Annotated in this window: 15 protein-coding genes; 6 read left to right on the top strand and 9 right to left on the bottom strand. The window is 70.0% G+C overall.

Translation table 11 applies throughout. From position 1 onward, the window contains the following. Window positions 1–93: 93 nt before the first annotated feature. Window positions 94–2,826 carry a phosphoenolpyruvate carboxylase gene (gene ppc / locus OG302_RS24705; protein WP_371528776.1) on the bottom strand — a complete coding sequence of 911 codons (2,733 nt, stop codon included), beginning with the start codon at window positions 2,824–2,826 and terminating at the stop codon, window positions 94–96. A gap of 290 nt (window positions 2,827–3,116) precedes the next feature. Between ppc and OG302_RS24700 the strand changes: the two genes are divergently transcribed. Both OG302_RS24700 and OG302_RS24695 read left to right on the top strand, forming a co-directional pair. Then, window positions 3,117–4,130, top strand: a complete 1,014-nt coding sequence (locus OG302_RS24700) for an acyl-CoA desaturase (RefSeq protein ID WP_371528775.1) — start codon at window positions 3,117–3,119, stop codon at window positions 4,128–4,130. Beyond that, the gene (locus OG302_RS24695; RefSeq protein WP_371528774.1) at window positions 4,127–4,813 is read left to right on the top strand and encodes a TetR/AcrR family transcriptional regulator; all 687 of its coding nucleotides are present in this window, start codon (window positions 4,127–4,129) and stop codon (window positions 4,811–4,813) included. Before OG302_RS24700 ends, OG302_RS24695 begins: the two co-directional genes overlap by 4 nt. Window positions 4,814–5,003: 190 nt before the next feature. Here OG302_RS24695 and OG302_RS24690 read toward each other — a convergent pair whose 3' ends face one another. Continuing rightward, on the bottom strand, window positions 5,004–5,876 hold the full coding sequence (locus OG302_RS24690) for a trans-aconitate 2-methyltransferase (RefSeq protein ID WP_371528773.1): 873 nt from the start codon (window positions 5,874–5,876) through the stop codon (window positions 5,004–5,006). Window positions 5,877–6,051: 175 nt separating this feature from the next. On the opposite strand from OG302_RS24690, the gene OG302_RS24685 reads away from it, so the two are divergent. Then, the gene (locus OG302_RS24685; RefSeq protein WP_371528772.1) at window positions 6,052–6,549 is read left to right on the top strand and encodes a MarR family winged helix-turn-helix transcriptional regulator; all 498 of its coding nucleotides are present in this window, start codon (window positions 6,052–6,054) and stop codon (window positions 6,547–6,549) included. On the opposite strand, the gene OG302_RS24680 is transcribed toward OG302_RS24685, so the two are convergent. Beyond that, window positions 6,508–7,284, bottom strand: coding sequence for a LuxR C-terminal-related transcriptional regulator (locus OG302_RS24680; RefSeq protein ID WP_371528771.1), 777 nt, complete (start codon window positions 7,282–7,284; stop codon window positions 6,508–6,510). The two genes, OG302_RS24685 and OG302_RS24680, sit on opposite strands and share 42 nt — an antisense overlap. A gap of 274 nt (window positions 7,285–7,558) precedes the next feature. On the opposite strand from OG302_RS24680, the gene OG302_RS24675 reads away from it, so the two are divergent. Further along, window positions 7,559–8,014 (top strand): GNAT family N-acetyltransferase, encoded by a 456-nt coding sequence (locus OG302_RS24675; RefSeq protein WP_371528770.1) that lies wholly within the window; start codon window positions 7,559–7,561, stop codon window positions 8,012–8,014. A gap of 53 nt (window positions 8,015–8,067) precedes the next feature. On the opposite strand, the gene galK is transcribed toward OG302_RS24675, so the two are convergent. From galK to galT, 3 genes are read right to left on the bottom strand one after another with little or no spacing between them, the layout of a single operon-like run. Beyond that, window positions 8,068–9,222, bottom strand: a complete 1,155-nt coding sequence (gene galK / locus OG302_RS24670) for a galactokinase (RefSeq protein WP_371528769.1) — start codon at window positions 9,220–9,222, stop codon at window positions 8,068–8,070. A gap of 22 nt (window positions 9,223–9,244) precedes the next feature. Continuing rightward, window positions 9,245–10,198, bottom strand: a complete 954-nt coding sequence (gene galE / locus OG302_RS24665; protein WP_371528768.1) for a UDP-glucose 4-epimerase GalE — start codon at window positions 10,196–10,198, stop codon at window positions 9,245–9,247. Beyond that, window positions 10,195–11,274 carry a galactose-1-phosphate uridylyltransferase gene (gene galT, locus OG302_RS24660; protein WP_371528767.1) on the bottom strand — a complete coding sequence of 360 codons (1,080 nt, stop codon included), beginning with the start codon at window positions 11,272–11,274 and terminating at the stop codon, window positions 10,195–10,197. The genes galE and galT overlap by 4 nt, the downstream gene beginning before the upstream one ends. A 193-nt stretch (window positions 11,275–11,467) precedes the next feature. On the opposite strand from galT, the gene OG302_RS24655 reads away from it, so the two are divergent. Together OG302_RS24655 and OG302_RS24650 are read left to right on the top strand one after the other, a co-directional pair. Continuing rightward, window positions 11,468–13,150, top strand: a complete 1,683-nt coding sequence (locus tag OG302_RS24655; RefSeq protein WP_371528766.1) for a sodium:solute symporter family protein — start codon at window positions 11,468–11,470, stop codon at window positions 13,148–13,150. A gap of 24 nt (window positions 13,151–13,174) precedes the next feature. After that, window positions 13,175–13,456, top strand: coding sequence for a hypothetical protein (locus tag OG302_RS24650; RefSeq protein ID WP_371528765.1), 282 nt, complete (start codon window positions 13,175–13,177; stop codon window positions 13,454–13,456). 34 nt (window positions 13,457–13,490) lie between these two features. On the opposite strand, the gene OG302_RS24645 is transcribed toward OG302_RS24650, so the two are convergent. The 3 genes from OG302_RS24645 to OG302_RS24635 form a co-directional block, all read right to left on the bottom strand. Then, entirely contained in the window at window positions 13,491–14,216 is a 726-nt protein-coding gene (locus OG302_RS24645) for a LuxR C-terminal-related transcriptional regulator (protein ID WP_371528764.1), read from the bottom strand. 261 nt (window positions 14,217–14,477) lie between these two features. Continuing rightward, window positions 14,478–16,367, bottom strand: a complete 1,890-nt coding sequence (locus OG302_RS24640; protein WP_371528763.1) for a PQQ-binding-like beta-propeller repeat protein — start codon at window positions 16,365–16,367, stop codon at window positions 14,478–14,480. Window positions 16,368–16,434: 67 nt separating this feature from the next. Beyond that, window positions 16,435–18,312 (bottom strand): PQQ-binding-like beta-propeller repeat protein, encoded by a 1,878-nt coding sequence (locus tag OG302_RS24635; RefSeq protein WP_371528762.1) that lies wholly within the window; start codon window positions 18,310–18,312, stop codon window positions 16,435–16,437. Window positions 18,313–18,407 lie beyond the last annotated feature (95 nt).

The raw sequence follows: 18,407 nt of genomic DNA, 5'->3' as shown, positions 1-18,407 counted from the left end.
CAGCTCTGGCGCAGCCGGCCGGACCCCGGCCAGGCGAAAGCAGGGCCGAAGGCGGGGGCGCCCCGCAGAGCGGGGCGCCCCCGCCAGGGAAAATCAGCCGGTGTTGCGCAGGCCCGCCGCCACTCCGTTGACCGTGAGGAGAAGGGCTCGGCCCAGCAGCGGGTCCGGCTCCTCGCCCGCGGCCGCCGCGTCCCGCTGCCGCTTGAGCAGCGCGACCTGGAGGTAGGAGATCGGGTCCAGGTAGGCGTCACGGATGCCGAAGGTCTGCTGGAGCTCCGGGTGGGAGTCGAGCAGTTCCTGGCCGCCGGTGACCCGCAGGACTTCCTGCACGGTCAGCGCGTGCTCGGCCTCGATGACGTCGAAGACGTGCTTCAGCTCGTCGGGGACGAGCGTGTCCACGTAGTGACGGGCGATCCGCAGGTCCGTCTTGGCCAGGGTCATCTCGACGTTCGAGAGGAAGTTCCGGAAGAAGTGCCAGTGCTCCTGCATCTCGCCGAGCACGGTGTCCAGACCGGCCTCGCGCAGCGCCTTGAGGCCCGAGCCGACGCCGAACCAGCCCGGCACGATCTGCCGCGACTGGGTCCAGCCGAAGACCCACGGGATGGCGCGCAGGCCGTCGAGCGAGACGCCCGAGCCGGGGCGGCGCGAGGGACGCGAGCCCAGGTGCAGGTCGGCGAGCTGGTCCACCGGCGTCGACGCGAGGAAGTACGAGGGCAGGTCCGGGTCCTCGACGAGCTTGCGGTAGGCGGTGTGGGCCGCGTCGCTCACCACGTCCATGGCGGCGTCCCAGCGGGCGAGGGCCTCGTCGGACTGGCGCGGCGCCGTGTGCAGGGCGGAGGCCTGCAGCGTGGCCGCGACGGTCAGTTCCAGGTTCTCGCGGGCCAGTGACGGCACCAGGTACTTGTCGGAGATGACCTCGCCCTGCTCGGTCACCTTGATCTCGCCCTCAAGGGTGCCCCACGGCTGCGCGAGGATCGCGTCGTGCGAGGGGCCGCCGCCACGGCCGACGGTGCCGCCGCGGCCGTGGAAGAGGCGCAGGCGCACCCCGTAGCGGTGCGCGACGTCACGCAGCCTCCGCTGGGCGCGGTGGATCTCCCACTGCGAGGTGGTGATGCCGCCGAACTTGGAGGAGTCCGAGTAGCCGAGCATGACTTCCTGGACGTCGCCGCGGAGCGCCACCAGGCGGCGGTACGACGGGTCGGCGAGCATCTCGTCGAGGATGACGTCGGCGGCGCGCAGCTCGTCCGTCGTCTCCAGGAGCGGCACGATGCCGATCTTCGCCCAGCCGGCGTGCAGGTCGATGAGTCCGGCCTCGCGGGCCAGGACGGCCGCCGCGAAGACGTCGTCGGCGCCCTGGCACATCGAGATGATGTAGGACTCGATGACCTCGGGCCCGAAGACCTGCAGGGCCTTCTTGACGGTGAGGAAGACGCCGAGGGTCTTCTCCCCGTCGGCGTCCAGCGGCGCCGGCTGCGGGCCGAGCGGCCTGCGGGAGCGCAGCTCCTTGGCGAGCAGCTTCTGCCGGTACTCGCGCGGCATGTCCACGTACCGCCAGGACTCCTCGCCCAGGCGGTCGAAGAGCTGGCCGAGCGCGTGGTGGTGGGCGTCGGCGTGCTCGCGTACGTCCATGGTGGCGAGCTGCAGGCCGAACGCGGCGAGCGTGCGGATCGTGCGGTTCATCCGGCCGTCGGCGAAGAGGGCGCCCTTGTGCGCGCGCAGCGACGTCTGGACCAGGGTGAGGTCGTGGATCAGCTCGCTGGTGCCGAGGTAGTCGCGCCCGTCCTCGTGGGCGGTGCCGCGGGCCAGGCGCTCCTTGGTGTTCTCCAGCTTCTGCCGGATGCAGGTGGCCTTGAGGCGGTAGGGCTCCTCGGAGTTCAGCCGCTTGTAGCGGGGGCTGATCTCGGGCAGCCGCTCCAGGTCGAGCTGGAGGGAGGCCTTCAGTTCCTCGGTGGCTCCGGTGTAGCGGATGGAGTTGGACAGGAAGCCGCGCAGCTCGTCGACGAGGGCGACGGCGTCGTTGATGCCGTGCTCGTGCTGGAGGATCAGGACGTCCCAGGTGACGGCGGGCGTCACGTTCGGGTTGCCGTCGCGGTCGCCGCCGATCCAGGTGCCGAAGGTGAGCGGCCGGGTGCCCTCGGGGAGCTGGACGCCGACGCGCTCCAGTTCGGCGGTGAGGTCTTCCAGTACGTCCCCGACGGCGCCGGCGTGCAGCTCGTCCAGGTAGTAGATGGCGTTGCGGGCCTCGTCCGCGGGTTCCGGACGGACGACGCGCAGCTCGTCCGTCTGCCACACCAGGTCGATGCTCTCGGCGAGGCGGGTGTCGTGCCGGCGCCGGTCCGACTCGATGACCGGGGTCTCCAGGAGCTCCGCGATGCGGCGCAGCTTGTTCAGGACGGAGCGGCGGGCCGCCTCGGTGGGGTGCGCGGTGAAGACGGGGCGCACGTTCAGGTGCTCCACGGTCTGGCGCAGGTGGTCGGGGTCGGCGTCCTTGAGCCGGTCCGCGGTACGGGCCAGGAGCCCGCCCTCGGCGGCCCGCCGGGCGCGCAGCTCGCGCCCGCGGTGGACCTGCTCGGTCACGTTCGCCAGGTGGAAGTACGTGGAGAACGCGCGGACCAGCTTGGCCGCGGTCTCCAGCTCGGTGCCACCGAGCAGGCGCGCGGCGGCCTCGCCGTCCTCGCGGGTGAGGCTGCGGACCTTCTCGACCAGTTCGAGGAGCTCGGGGCCCTCCTGACGTACGAGGGTCTCGCCCAGCAGGTCGCCGAGGCGGCGGATGTCGGCGCGCAGCTCGGTGCTGGCCGTGGTGGTCTGGTCGTCGGCACTGCTCACAGGTGCGGCTCCTTGCAGTGTTGAAGCACGTCAGGTCTGGGAGGGGTCCCCGGGCGGATAGGAATCCGGGTTCCGGGGGAATGAGAGAGAGCGGACCGCGCTGTCCGACCGTTTCCAAGGATAGGTGTCACATCGCGGCACGGACTCGCGGCACCTTGCCGACGGGTTCCGCGCTGCCATACTTACGTCGCCGTAGGTTACGGGACCGTAGATAACGCGGGTCCCGTGATCGTGCGCCCGCCGCACCCGCGCCGTGACCCTCAACCCTCGACCCCACAGGGGACGTGCCCATGACCACATCTTCCGATGCGTATTCCGACACCGATGTGATCGAAGACGCTTCGCGATCGCAGACCGACGCCGCTTCGTCCCCTCTCGTACCTTCCGCGACGCTGGGTGGTGAGAAGAAGCGCTCGCTGGAGCAGATCGCGCTGCTGCTCTTCATCACCGTCCCGTTCGTCGCCCTGGTCGCGGCGGTGCCGCTGGCGTGGGGCTGGGGGGTGAGCTGGCTGGACCTCGGCCTGCTGGTTTTCATGTACTACCTGGGCTGTCACGGCATCACGATCGGATTCCACCGCTACTTCACGCATGGCTCCTTCAAGGCGAAGCGTCCGCTGCGGATCGCGCTGGCCGTGGCGGGGTCGATGGCGGTGGAGGGCCCGCTGGTCCGCTGGGTGGCGGACCACCGGAAGCATCACAAGTTCTCCGACGCGGAGGGCGACCCGCACTCGCCGTGGCGCTTCGGCGAGACGCTTCCGGCCCTGATGAAGGGCCTGTGGTGGGCGCACATCGCCTGGATGTTCGACGAGGAGCAGACCTCGCAGGAGAAGTACGCGCCCGACCTGGTCAAGGACCCGGCGATCCGTCTCATCTCGCGCCAGTTCCTGCTCTGGACGATCCTGTCGCTGGCGATTCCGCCGGTGGTGGGCGGTCTGGTGACGATGTCGTGGTGGGGCGCCTTCACGGCGTTCTTCTGGGGGTCGATGGTGCGGGTGGCGTTGCTGCACCACGTCACCTGGTCGATCAACTCGATCTGTCACGCGGTGGGAAAACGTCCCTTCAAGTCGCGTGACCGCTCGGGCAACGTGTGGTGGCTCGCGGTGCTGTCCTGCGGCGAGTCCTGGCACAACCTCCACCACGCCGATCCGACGTCGGCGCGCCACGGTGTCCTGAAGGGCCAGGTCGACTCGTCGGCGCGGATCATCCGCTGGTGCGAGCAGCTGGGCTGGGCGACGGACGTGCGCTGGCCCTCCGCATCCCGTATCGACGCCCGGCGGAAGCAGAAGGCCGTCGGCCCGGCATGATGGACGACGTGGCGACCGACTCCAGCAATACCAGCCCCTCCAGCAAAGAGAAGCAGCCCCGGCGTGCGCGCCGGACCCGGATGACGGGTGCCGAGCGCCGGGAGCAGTTGCTGGACATCGGCCGCACCCTGTTCGCCGCCAAGGGCTTCGAGGGCACGTCGGTGGAGGAGATCGCGGCGAAGGCCGGCGTCTCCAAGCCTGTCGTGTACGAGCACTTCGGCGGCAAGGAAGGTCTGTACGCGGTGGTGGTGGACCGCGAGATGCGGGCGCTGCTCGACGGTGTGACGGGTGCGCTGACGGCGGGCCATCCGCGTGAGCTCCTCGAACAGGCGGCCTTCGCCCTCCTGGACTACATCGAGACGTACACGGACGGATTCCGCATCCTGGTCCGCGACTCGCCGGTGGCGCAGTCGACGGGCACCTTCGCCTCCCTCATCTCGGACATCGCGACGCAGGTGGAGGACATCCTGGGTCAGGAGTTCAAGACCCGGGGCTTCGACCAGAAGCTGGCTCCTCTGTACGCCCAGGCGCTGGTCGGCATGGTCGCGCTGACGGGCCAGTGGTGGCTGGACGTCCGCAAGCCGAAGAAGGCGGAGGTGGCGGCGCACCTGGTGAACCTGGCCTGGCACGGCCTGGACGGCCTGGAACCAAAGCCGCGCCTGATAGGCCACCGCAAGAGCTAGCGCCCGGGGGGGGGCGCCCGGGGCCTCTGCCTCCCTGCGGTGCGCGCCCCCGCACCTGACGACTACCCGCCGCTTCGCGGCGATGTTCCCCTCCCAGCCGCCCATTACCCGGCAGCGCATCGAGGCGGGTCTGGAGCATTCGCCGCGAAGCGGCGGTTTGGTGCGGGTACCGGCACGCGCCGCACGGGGCTCACCCCTTCCGGCTCGCCACCCCGAAGACCCTGCGGAAGGGGAAGACGGTGCCGCCCGCGCCCGGGGGGTAGGCCTTCCGCAGCAGCTGCCGGTACTCGGAGAGGAAGGCATCCCGCGCCTCCGCGTCCCCCTCCAGGGCCGTCAGCACGGGCCGCAGGCCCGTTCCCTTGACCCAGTCCAGGACGGGGTCCTCCCCCTCCAGCAGGTGCAGATACGTCGTCTCCCAGACGTCCGCCTCGCAGCCGAGCCCGACCAGGCGTTCCAGGTAGGCCGTCGGCGGGAGCACCGCGTCCGCGTGGCGGAGCTGCCCGCCGAGCCGGTCCCGCCACCGCTCGGACTCGGCGAGCTCCCGCATCAGGACGTGGCTGGGGGCGTCGAAGTTGCCGGGCACCTGGAAGGCGAACGTCCCGCCGGGGGTCAGCGCCGCGATCCAGGCGGGGAAGGAATCCGGGTGGCCCGGCACCCATTGGAGGGTCGCGTTGGACAGGATCAGGTCGTACGTCCCCTCGGGCGGCGCCCAGCCCCCGGCATCCGCCGCGGCGAAGTCAAGACGGCCGCCGCCGGGCGTGGGGCCCGCCAGGCGCTCCGCCTGCTCCAGCATCTGCGGGGAGTTGTCGAAGCCCGTGATGTGCGCCGTGGGCCAGCGTTCGGCGAGGAGCCGGGTGACGTTGCCGGGGCCGCAGCCCAGGTCCGCGATGCGCGGCGGACGGCCGCCGGAAGCGATGGCGGGGAGTTCGGGCACGCGGGCCAGCAGATCCACGAAGGGGCGGGCCCGGTGCCCGGAGTGACGCAGGTACTGGCCGGGGTCCCAGGTGGGGGCGGGGCTGCCGTCAGGGGCGGGGCTGTGGGGGGCGGCGGGAGCGGCGGGCATGGGTGAGCCTCCTCGGGGGCCAGGACCTCGGCGTCGGACTGCCTTCGCGCACGCGTCGTACCGGCGTCACTTCACCTTCGTACCGGCTCCATGCGCGTGGCGTATCGCCATCCTCAGCCCGAAGTATCTTGACATCAAGAGACTTCATGTCGACAGACCCCCTACACTGATCGTCATGGAGGACGAGGTCGACCGTCTGGTCGCTGCATGGCGCCGGGAGCGCCCCGACCTCGACGTGGAACCACTCGAGGTGCTCAGCCGCGTCAGCAGGCTCGCGCGGCATCTCGACAGGGCCCGGCGGCTCGCGTTCTCCGAGCACAATCTGGAGCCGTGGGAGTTCGACGTACTCACGTCGCTGCGGCGCGCGGGCGCGCCCTACCAGCTCTCCCCCGGACAGCTCCTCACCCAGACCCTGGTCACGTCCGGCACGATGACCAACCGCATCGACCGGCTCGCGAAGAAGGGCCTCGTCGAGCGACTGCCCGATCCGAGCGACCGGCGGGGCGTGCTCGTGCGGCTGACCGTCGAGGGGCAGGACCGCGCGGACCAGGCCCTCGCCGGGCTCCTCAAGCAGGAGCGGGCGATCCTCGCCGAGCTCTCCCGCGGACAGCGCGGCGAACTGGCCGGGCTGCTACGCCAGTTGACCGCCCCGTTCGACAACATCCCCGGCTAGGTCGACCGGACCGACACCCGCCCTGCGGGCCAGCGCGACGGCCGCGAGCGTGGAGTGGACGCCCAGCTTCCCCAGCACGTTCTGCATGTGCGTGCGCACCGTGTGCGGGGAGAGGAACAGCCGCTCCGCCACCGCCTTGCGGCCGAGCCCGGCCACCATGCAGCGCAGCACCTCGCGCTCGCGCGGGGTCAGCGACTCGACCAGGCGCTCGGACTCCGTTCGGTGCTTGCGGGCCGCGGTCAGCTCGCGCAGGACGCCGGTGAGGAGGGCGGGCGGCAGGTGCGTCTCTTCCCTCAGCACGCCCCGTATGACCGTCAGGAGCCGGGACAGCGAGCAGTCCTTGGCGACCCAGCCCGAGGCGCCGGCCTGCAGCGCGAGGGCGGCCCTGCGCGGGTCGTCCTTCTCGGCGAGCACGACCGTACGGACCATCGGCTGGCCCGAACGGACCCCGGCCACCAGGGAGATGCCGTCCACCAGACCGTCCGCGTTGCCCTCCTGCACCGAAGGTGCGGGCCGCACGCCCTGCATGGCGTGCGCGGACGCGCCCAGGTCGGCGTCGACGAGCAGCACGTCGTATCTGCGCCCCTCGGCTATCGCCCGCTCCAGGCAGCGCAGTGCGGCCGGGCCGCTGCCCGCCGCGGACACGTCGACGTCGGGCTCCGCCGCCAGTGCCGCTGCGAGCGACTCGGCGAAGATGCGATGGTCGTCGACGACCAGGACTCGGATACGAACCACTGAAACCCCCTCGCCCAAGCCCTCCTCGGAGAGCAGGGGATACCCCCGTCGAAGACATCGTCGGAGGACGTACGGTGCGGGCACGACACCTGGAGCGGAGATCACCGCAGTCGCACGGCCGCCGCCGAGCTGTGACTGCCACCCCCACGCCGGGTGTCGTACCCGACTGTCTCGCCCCCTGATCAGTGCCGGCCCCCACCGGCACTGCCACTCAGAGTAGAGCCGGACGGCAGGAGCGGAAGGCAATTTACAGAACTGACTGGCCAGCGCGTTTATGGTGAGCCGTATGTTTCGTATGGAGACAGGAGTCGACAAAGAGCGGTTCGCTCTGCTCCTCGCCCGGCTGCAGGAGACGAACACGAGGGCGTCGCCGGTCATCCGCGCGCTGCGCGGCACCCCGCAGGATCGGGAAATACCGCTGGCCGTCTGGCTCATGGAGCGCACGGAGGGTCTCGTCGGAGGCCTCGCCGGACACACCTGGGGCCGCTGGCTCCACGTGAACCACCTCTGGGTCGGCGAGCAGCACCGGGGCGCGGGCTTCGGCGCCCAACTGCTCGCCGAGGCGGAGCGCATCGCGCGCGAGGAGCGCGGATGCCTCAACTCCCGTGTGGAGACCTGGGACTTCCAGGCGCCGGGGTTCTACCGGGGGCAGGGCTACGAGGTGGTGTCGGTGATCCCGGACTATCCGGAAGGCGCCAAGGAGTTCACCCTGACGAAGCGGCTGGGATAGCGGCGAAGCGGCTGGGATAGGGGGCACGGGGCGTCGCACCGCGGGCGTGCGCCTCAGGCCAGGCGCCGCGCCCCCGCCGAAGGAACCGCCGTGAACACCCGCGGGGCCGTGTGGCCCGCCGAGGTGAAGGACTCCAGGATCGACTTCGTCACCTGTTCCGCGTCCGGCTCCTCCACGAGGACGATCGCCGAGCCGCCGAAGCCGCCGCCCGTCATCCGGGAGCCGAGCGCGCCCGCCGCGTTCGCGGAGGTCACCACCAGGTCCAACTCCTCGCAGGAGATGCGCAGATCGTCACGGAGCGAGGCGTGCCCCTCGGTGAGTACGGGGCCGATCGCCCGGACGTCGCCCGCGTCGAGCAGGCCGATGACCTGCTCCACCCGGTGGTCGTCCGAGACGACGTGGCGTACGTAGCGGCGGATCTTCTCGTCCGTCAGTTTGGCCAGGGCGGAGGGTAGTTCGTCGTGAGCGACGTCGCGGAGGTGGGAGACGCCGAGGATGCGCGCACCCTCCTCGCAGCCCGCCCGGCGTTCGGCGTACGCCCCGTCGCCCAGCTCGTGCTTGACCCGGGTGTCGACCACCAGGAGCTGGAGGCCCTGTGCCGCGAGGTCGAAGGGGACCTGCCGTATCGCCAGGTCACGGCAGTCCAGGTGCAGGGCGTGGCCCTCGGTGGCGCACGCGGAGGCCATCTGGTCCATGACGCCGCACGGCACGCCGACGAAGGCGTTCTCCGCGCGCTGGGCGAGGACCGCCAACCGGGGTGCGTCGAGGCCGAGTTCGTACAGGTCGTTCAGCGCGAGCGCCGTGACGACCTCCAGGGCGGCGGACGAGGAGAGGCCCGCTCCGGTCGGCACGGTCGACGCGAGGTGGATGTCGGCGCCGCCGGAGACGGCGTGGCCCGCGTCCCGCAGCGCCCACACCACGCCCGCCGGGTAGGCGGCCCAGCCGCCCTGGCCGTATTTCGACAGGGGGGTCAGTTCGTCGACGCGCAGTTCGGTGACCGGGGCGTCGATGTCCGCCGAGTGGAGGCGCAGGACGCCGTCGGTGCGGCGCGCGACCGCGGCGACCGCGGTGTGCGGCAGCGCGAGCGGCAGCACGAAGCCTTCGTTGAAGTCCGTGTACTCGCCGATGAGGTTGACGCGGCCGGGTGCCGACCAGACCCCGTCCGGCTCGTACCCGTACAGCTCCGTGAACTGCCCTGCTACGTCCATCAGTTACCCCTAGTCCCTGAGATCAGCGCTGGGCGAACGCCCAGGCGTCGGCGACGATGCCCGCGAGGTCCGCGCGGGTCGGATTCCAGCCGAGCCGCTCCCGCGCGGTGGCCGCGGACGCGACGAGGACCGCCGGGTCGCCGCCGCGGCGCGGGGCCATGACCTCGGGGATCGGGTGCCCGGTGACCTGGCGGACGGTCTCGATGACCTCGCGCACGGAGAAGCCGTTGCCGTTGCCGAGGTTGCAGATGAGGTGCTCGCCGGAGGTGGCCGCCTCGACGGCGAGGAGGTGCGCCTGCGCGAGGTCCGCGACGTGGATGTAGTCGCGGACGCAGGTGCCGTCCGGGGTCGGATAGTCGTCGCCGAAGACCGAGATGGCCTCGCGCTTGCCCTGCGCGACCTGGAGGACCAGCGGGATCAGGTGCGACTCGGGGTCGTGCCGCTCGCCCTGCTCGCCGTACGCGCCCGCCACGTTGAAGTAGCGCAGGGAGACCGCGGCCAGGCCGTGGGCGGTGGCCTCACCGGTGATCATGTGGTCGACGGCGAGCTTCGACGCGCCGTACGGGGACGTCGGGGCGGTCGGGTCGGTCTCGGTGATGGGGGTGCTGACCGGCTCGCCGTACGTCGCGGCGGTGGAGGAGAAGACGAGCTTCCCGACCCCCGCGTCGCGCATCGCGCCGAGCAGCGCCATCGTGCCGCCGACGTTGTTGTCCCAGTACTTCTCGGGCTTCACGACGGACTCGCCGACCTGCGAGAAGGCGGCGAAGTGCAACACGGCGTCGAAGGAGGAGTCCAGCCACTTGGCGGCATCGCGGATGTCGCCCTCGATGAACGTGGCGCCGGCCGGGACGCCCTCGCGGAAGCCGGTCGAGAGGTTGTCGAGGACGGTCACCTCGTGTCCGGCCTCGATCAGATGCTGGGCCACCACGCTTCCCACATAGCCCGCCCCGCCGGTGACCAGGTACTTACCGCTCATGAACTCGCTACCTCTCGCAGTCGCTGGGCCGCGGCTTCCGGCGGCACGTCGTTGATGAACACACTCATGCCGGATTCGGAACCCGCGAGGAACTTCAGCTTGCCCGAAGTGCGGCGAATGGTGAAAAGCTCGAGGTGCAGGGCGAAGTCGTCCCGGTTGACCGCTGTGTACCCGTCGGCCTCCTCCAGCGTGCCGAAGGGCGCCTGGTGCCACGCCGCGATGTACGGGGTGAGCGGCTCGCCCTCGGTTCCACCGTCACCGAAGATCCGGTCGAAGCGCCTCAACAGTTCCAGATAGACCTGGGGGAACTCTGTGCGCGCGGCTTCGTCGAGCCCGAGCAGGTCCGGCACCCGGCGCTTGGGGTAGAGGTGCACCTCGTAGGGCCAGTGCGCGGAGTAGGGGACGAACGCCACCCAGTGCTCGGCGTCCAGGACGACGCGTTCGCCCGCCGACTCCTCGGCCACCACGTCGTCGAAGAGGTTGCGGCCCGTCGCCTCCTTGTGCGCGGTGAGCGAGCGCAGCATCAGGGAGGTGCGCGGGGTGACGAAGGGGTAGGCGTAGATCTGCCCGTGCGGGTGGCCCAGGGTCACGCCGATCTCGGCTCCGCGGTTCTCGAAGCAGAACACCTGCTCGACGGAGGGGAGGTTCGAGAGCTCGGCGGTCCGGTCCGTCCAGGCGTCCAGGACGAGGCGGGCCTGTTCCTCGGTGAGGTCGGCGAAGGACGCGTCGTGGTCGGAGGTGAAGCAGACGACCTCGCACCGTCCGGCGTCCCCGGCCAGCGAGGGGAAGCGGTTCTCGAAGACGACCACGTCGTACGAGGAGTCGGGGACCTCGCTCAGGCGCTCGCCCTCGGAGGGGCAGAGCGGGCACTCGTCGGCCGGCGGGTGATAGGTGCGGCCCTGGCGGTGCGAGGCGATGGCGACCGCGTCGCCCAGGAGCGGGTCCCGGCGGATCTCCGAGGTGGTGGCGATGGGATCCAGGGGCCTCCGGTCCATGGCTTCGCGCACGGCGTCGTCGCGCGAGTCGTAGTAGATGAGCTCACGACCGTCTGCGAGACGGGTCGAGGTCTTCTTCACGTCCGGGGCTCCTCACCAACACCCACCCAACATAACCGCACATAACAAATCACAAGGCAACAGCATCGTCAATGCGGAGGGAGCCATGCTTCCGATCACAATCCAACAAAGAACACCAACAGAACCCTTCAGTTATTGAAGTGACAGGCGTAGGTTCCGGTCTGATCAGTTCGCGCAACGAAGCGAGTTCCCCATGCAGTCCCCCACACAGACCCTGGCCGAGGGGCTTCGGCTGCCCACCAACGGCCTCGACTACGCGATCCTCGCGATCTACTTCGCCGTGGTCCTCGGCATCGGCTTCGCCGCACGGCGCTCCGTGAAGACCAGCCTCGACTTCTTCCTCTCCGGGCGCTCCCTGCCCGCCTGGGTCACCGGCCTCGCGTTCGTCGCCGCGAACCTCGGCGCCACCGAGATCCTGGGCATGGCGGCGACCGGCGCCCAGTACGGCGTCGCGGTCGTCCACTGGTACTGGATCGGCGCCATCCCCGCGATGGTCTTCCTCGGCCTCGTGATGATGCCGTTCTACTACCGCAGCAAGGTCCGCTCGGTCCCCGAGTACCTGCTCCAGCGCTTCGACAAGTCGGCGCACCTGCTCAGCTCGGTGCTCTTCGCGTTCGCCGCGATCCTCATCGCGGGCGTGAACCTCTACGCCCTGTCGATCGTGGTCGAGGCGCTCCTCGGCTGGCCGCAGTGGGTGGCCATCGTGGTCGCCGGGTTCTTCGTCCTGGCGTACATCACGATCGGCGGTCTCTCCTCGGCGATCTACAACGAGGTCCTCCAGTTCTTCGTGATCCTCGCCGCGCTGATCCCGATCTGCGTCATCGGCCTGAAGAAGGTCGGCGGCTGGGACGGCATGTCCGACTCGCTGGTGAAGGCGCACGGCGACGACTTCATGAGCGCGTGGGGCGGCACCGGCATCGGTGACGCCAACCCGCTCGGCGCGAACTGGCTGACGATCATCCTCGGCCTGGGCTTCGTGCTCTCCTTCGGCTACTGGACGACCAACTTCGCCGAGGTGCAGCGCGCCCTGTCCGCGAAGAACCTCTCCGCCGCCCAGCGCACCCCGCTGATCGCCGCCTTCCCGAAGATCTTCATCGTCTTCCTGGTGATGATCCCGGGCCTGGTCGCTGCCGTGCTCGTCCCGAAGATCGGCACCGCCGGTTCGGACCTGACGTACAACGACGCGATCCCGTACCTGATGCAGGAGCTGCTGCCCAACGGCGTGCTCGGCATCGCGGTGACCGGTCTGCTCGCGGCGTTCATGGCCGGCATGGCGGCCAACGTGTCGTCCTTCAACACCGTGTTCACGTACGACATCTGGTCCAAGTACGTGAAGACGGACAAGCCCGATGCCTACTACCTGAAGTTCGGCCGCCTGATCACCGCGATCGGTGTACTCGCCTCCATCGGAACGGCCTTCATCGCCTCGTCGTTCTCGAACATCATGGGGTACCTGCAGACGCTGTTCTCCTTCTTCAACGTCCCGATGTTCGTGGTCTTCATCATCGGCATGTTCTGGAAGCGCGCCTCGATGAAGTCCGGAGTGTGGGGCCTGCTCGCGGGCACGACCGCCGCGATGGTCAACTACTTCTGGATCTACAAGCAGGGCGTCATCGACATCCCGACCGACCAGGGCGCCAACTTCGTCTCGGCGATCGTCGGCTTCGTCGCCGGTGCCGTGGTGATGGTCGCGGTCACGCTCTTCACCGCGCCCAAGCCGGAGGCGGAACTGGCCGGTCTGGTCTACGGGACGAGCGCGCCGGACCTCGACGAGCCACCGGCCGAGGGCGACGACGCCTGGTACCGCAGGCCCGCGCTGCTCGGCTGGGGAGCGATCGTGCTCGCCGCGCTCTGCTACCTGCCCTACTCGCTCTAATCCCGATCGGAGGTCTGGAAGAACATGTCTGAACTGCGAAACGAAGTCTCCGAACTGGAGCGCAAGTCCGCCACGGCGGCCCGTCTCTTCGACATCCGGCGGATCATCGGCGGTCTGTTCGTCGTCTACGGAATCATCGTGACGATCGCCGGAATCAACCCGTCCGACGCCGACATGAAGAAGGCCGAGGACATCAACATCAACCTGTGGACGGGCCTGGCCATGCTGGCGCTCGGACTCTTCTTCCTCGGCTGGCTGTGGCTGCGGCCCACGCCGCCGCCCACCGAGGCGCCGGAAGGCGAGTAACGCCCCCGGCAACACCCCCGAACGGGGCCCGAGTTCACTGTGCCGGTGACTCGGGCCCCGTCGGCGTCTCCGTGTCGTCCGGATAGGCAGCCGCGGGCCGTTCCGCGCGGTCGAGCAGGCCCGTCCGCGCGGCGAGCGCCGCGGCCTCCAGACGGGACCCCACGCCGAGCTTCATCAGGACGCGCTGCACGTGGGTGCGCGCCGTGCTGGGCGCGATGCCCATTCCGGCGGCGATCAGCCGGGTGTCCTCGCCGTCCGCGACCCGCACCAGGACCTCGACCTCGCGGGGCGTGAGCATCTGGAGCAGCCGCTGCCCCTCGTCGTCGGGCTGCGCGGCCGGATTGAGCAACTCGCTGAAGGCGCCCTGGAGAAGCTGCGGGGCGACGGCCGCCTCGCCGGCTCTCGCCTTCATGATGGCGCGCTCGACCCCCTCGATGCGCTCGTCATGGCGTACGTATCCGGAAGCACCCGCGGCGAAGGCCGCGGCGATGCCGCGCGGGCTCGGCACCGGGCCGAGTACCACCACGGCGACCTGCGGACGCTCCCGCTTGATCTTCACGACCGGGTCGAACATCCCGGCCTCGGCGGGCGTCGCCGTGCCGAGCAGGCAGACCTCAGGGGCCCGGCTGATGACCAGCTCCGCCGCCCCGGCCGCGGGCGCGGCGGCGGCGAGCACCCGGTGCCCGCGCAGCTTCAAGGCCGAGGCGAGTGCCTCGGCGAGCAGTCGGTGGTCGTCGACCACCATGAGTCGCACACCCATCGAGCAACCCCCCACTTTCCCCCACGGATCCCCCACGGATCGAGGGCCCCCCGGCCCCACGCCCACTCATCCCCCGGAAGCTACACGCTTGTTCGACGCCGCGCGCCCCTACCGGCGATAAGCGGCCCGGAATGCCGAAATCCCGGCCAAATTCGAGTGAGGGGGAGTACGTGCGTACGGAATGGCGCACGCGAGAGACAGAACGGCCCCGCTCCTCTCCAGGAACGGGGCCGTCCGGTGCATACGCGGAGGTCGCGAGGGCTATTGGGCGACGAAGCCCAGGGCCATGTACTCCTTCTCGTCCTTCGAGTACGGCTTGCTGATCAGCTCCTTGCCGAGGTACAGCCTGCCGTCGGTGTAAAGGAGTTCGTTCGATTTCGGGACCATGCTGCTGATGGCGCTGCCGACGGACTCGGCCGCGGGGGTCTCCAGGAGCTTGGTCTCCTTCATCGTCTTGCCGTTGAGGGAGACGACCTGGGAGCCCTTGTTGTAGCCCCCGTCCTTGTACGCCAGGATGTTGCCGCCGTCCATCCGGATCGGGAACATCTCGCCGTCCTCGCCCGCGTCGGCGCGGTCACCCGTGGTCTTGCCGGTGGCCAGCGAGAACGAGATGATCTCGTTCGTCTGGCTGTAGCCGTCGCCGCCGCCGTCGTGCTGCCGGGTCGGGACGTAGAGCTTGTCGTTGCCGACGGCCATCGCGGTGCAGGCGTAGACGACGTTGACCTCGCAGTCGTGGTCGTACTTGCCGTCGGGCAGCGAGATCTTGGCGCGGAGCTTGCCCTGGTCGTCGAGCGAGAACGCGTCCGTGACGCCGCTCGACGTGATCTCCTGGGTGTCCTGGCCGAAGACGACCGGGCGGGTCGAGATGATCTTGGCGTTGTCGACGCCCGGCGCCACCGGGTACGTCCACTTGGACTTGCCGGTCTTGGCGTCGAGGAGCTGGACCTTCAGCTTCTCGTCGCCGTAGGTGCCGCACTTCTGGACGGCGACGAGCTGCTCACCGCCCGCATAGCCCTCGTCCTGGCACTTGTCACCCGGGGTGGGCTCCCACAGGTGGTCGCCCGACGTGAGGTCGAAGGCCGCGCCACCGGCGCTGGAACCGGCCGCGACGGTGCTGCCGCTGATGGTGACCTCTTCGACCCGGGCGGCGGCGCTGCCCTCGTCGATGGTCTCCGTCCAGAGGCTCTTGCCGTCCTTGAGGTCGACCGCGGAGATCTGCGAGCAGGTCTGGTGGTCGCCCTTCTTGTTCCGCTTGCCCTCTTCGTAGGCGACCGCGACGATGCCGTCCTTGGTGACCTCGCGCGATCCCGCGCACGTCTGGCCCTTGAGCGGCAGCGTCCACAGTTCCTTGCCGTCGGCCGGGTTGTATCCGACGATCTCGTTGACGCCCGCCTTGGCGTAGACGTCGTCCGTGAGCCAGGAGCCCTTGACGCTCCATACGTCGTCCTTGGGGACCTCGGGCTGCGGGAGCTGCATGGAGACCGTGGCGTTGGTGCTGGCCGGGACCTTCTCCTTGCCGGGGCCGCTCGGGCCCTGCTCGTCGCCGCCCTTCTTGTCCTCGCCGCCCTTGCCCGTGGGGCCCGCGGAGCTGGCCTCGGTGTCGTCCTTCTTCGTCGAGGCGTAGATGACGCCGCCGCCGACGATCAGGGCGATCGCGACGACCGCACCGATGATGATCTTCATCTGGCCGCTGAGCTTCGAACCGCCGGACCCGCCGGGCGCCGCCTGCGGAGCCATCGGCATCGTGCCGGGCTGCTGGTAGGCGCCGTAGGGGGCCTGCTGCCCGTACGGCTGGGTCGGCTGGCCCGGGTAGCCATAGCCCTGGGGCTGCGTCGGCTGCCCCGGGTAGCCGTAACCCTGCGGCTGCGTCGGCTGGCCCGGGTATCCGTAACCCTGCGGCTGACCCTGCGGCGGCGGGGGCGGTGTCTGGGGCGGCGGACCGGCCGGGGGCTGGCCCGCGGGGGGCGTCGGCGGCTGGGCCGGCGGCGGGGTCTGCGGGTAGCCGTACGACGGGTTCTGCGGCTCGGGAGCCTTGCCGAAGCCCACCGGCGGGGGGTCCTGAGGGGCGCCGAAACCGCCGGGTGGGGGGTCCTGGGGCGCGCCGAACCCGCCCTGCGGGGGTTCGTTGGGCGGCTGGGGCGGCTGGGTCATGACGTCGATTCCTTGGGGACGAGAGATGAACTGAGCGACGAGGGGGGCTGGTTGCCCGACGGAGAAGTCACTTGCCGTAGGCCAGCATCAGCTTCTCCTGGCCCTTCGCGCTGCCCGAGAGCCGCGTGGTCGAGATGTAGAAACGTCCGTCCACGTAGTCGATGTCCTTCGAGAAGAAGCCGCTCTCGATCTCAGCGGTCCCCGCGGGGTTCTTCAGAAGGGTCTTCGGCTTGTGCGAACCCGCGAGCGGGATCGAGACGACCTGGCCGCCCGCGTCGTACGAAGGCGTGACGTAGGCGATGAGGGAGCCGTCCTCGACCTTCATCGGCAGCATCGATTCCTCAAGCGGGGACTTCACGCGCCAGGCCTCCTTGCCGGTGGCCAGGCTGATCGCCACGACCTCGTTGGCACCGGAGGTCGCCTCGGTCGGCAGGTAGAGGTTCTTGTCGTCGGTCGTCGCGCCGAGGCAGCCCTGCAGGCTGCCGCCGAGGAACGTCGAACCGCCGCACTCAGGCGCGAACTTCTCGTCGACGCCGACATTGGAGCGGGTGGCGCTGCTGTTGGGCTTGAGCGTGGTGATCATCCACTGCTTCTTGTCCTCATTGGTGAGGTAGACGATCGTCGGGCTCTCGGAGTAGATCCGCCCGATCCGCCAGCCCTTGTCGAACTTCTTCGTCCACACCGCGTCGCCGGTCTTGGGGTCGATCTGCTGGAGCTCGTCGTGCTCGGTGGGCGAGCTCGCCCCGCAGGAGTAGGCGACGAGCATCTTCTTGCCACCGGTGAAGCCGCTCGGGAAGCAGGTGCCCGGGTCCTTCTTGTCGGCGACGAAGAGCTCCTTGCCGTCGCTCATCCGCAGCGCCGTGCCGGACTGGGAGCGGCCGACCATCACCGTGTCGCCGGTGATGGAGAGGTCGGTGCTGAGGGACATGTCGAAAAGCCCCTCCTCCTTGACCGGCTTCGTCCAGCCCTTACTGCCGTCCGTCAGGTCGACGACCTGGATCTGGTTGCACTTGGAGTCGTCCTTCTGGCCGTCCTTGTACGCGACGACGATCTTGTTGTCCTTGGTGACCTGCGGAGTCGTGCCACAGATCTTCTGCGGGAACTTGATCGTCGGCCAGGCACTGTCGCCCGTCTTGACCTTGGAGGCGCTGATCTCCTTGTACGCCGCCTTGATGACGACGTCTCCCTGGACCCACATGCCGTTGGCGTCGGCGCCGGAGCCGGGCACCTTGGGCGCTTCCTTGTACATGAGCACCTTGGACTCGCCCGGCTGACGGCCCGCGTTGAGGTCCTCCGTCTGCTCGCCCCCGTCGCCCTTGCCGTCGCCCGGGTTGACCGGCGCGGAGTCGCTGGCCTTGGGCTTGTCGCTCTTGTCCGCGACGGGCTTCTTCTTGCCGCCGTCGTCACCGCCGACAACGGCCCAGGCAACGCCGCCGATGACCAGCGCCGCGGCCGCCACGGCCGCCACGATCAGGCCGGGCTTGCCCTTGAAGGGGTTCTTGCCGCCGCCACCGGCCGGCGGGGTACCGGGCATGCCGGGGCCGCCGGGGAACTGCTGCTGCGGGTACCCGTACTGGGGCTGCTGGCCGTAGGGGCCCGGCTGACCCGGCTGCGTGGGCTGGCCATAGGGGCCGGGCTGACCCGGCTGCGTGGGCTGGCCGTAGGGGCCGGGCTGGTTGTACGGTCCCGGCTGGCCGGGCTGCTGCGGGTAGCCGTAACCCGGCTGGGGCGCGGACGGAGTCTGCGGGTAGCCGTAACCGGGCTGCGGTGCGGGCGGCGGAGTCTGCGGGGCTCCCGTCGGCGGGGCCGGTGGCTGGCCGGGCATCTGCGGCGGCTGGCCCGGCGGTTGCGGCGGCCGGCCCGGTGGCTGCGACGCGGATCCCTGCTGTGGATCCTGCGGAGCTCCGAAACCGCCGGCCGGCGGCTGGTTGGGCGGCTGAGTCATCAGCGCTTCCCCCTTCACTGATTTTTCGGCACGCCAAGTGGTGCTCAGGCCGACCTTTCTATCACTTTGAGCCCCTCGCACAACTGACCGGTCCG

It is taken from the genome of Streptomyces sp. NBC_01283, assembly GCF_041435335.1.
Lineage (GTDB): Bacteria > Actinomycetota > Actinomycetes > Streptomycetales > Streptomycetaceae > Streptomyces.
The sequence above is the reverse complement of the archived record's forward strand: the minus strand, read 5'-3'. Positions and strand labels throughout refer to the sequence as shown.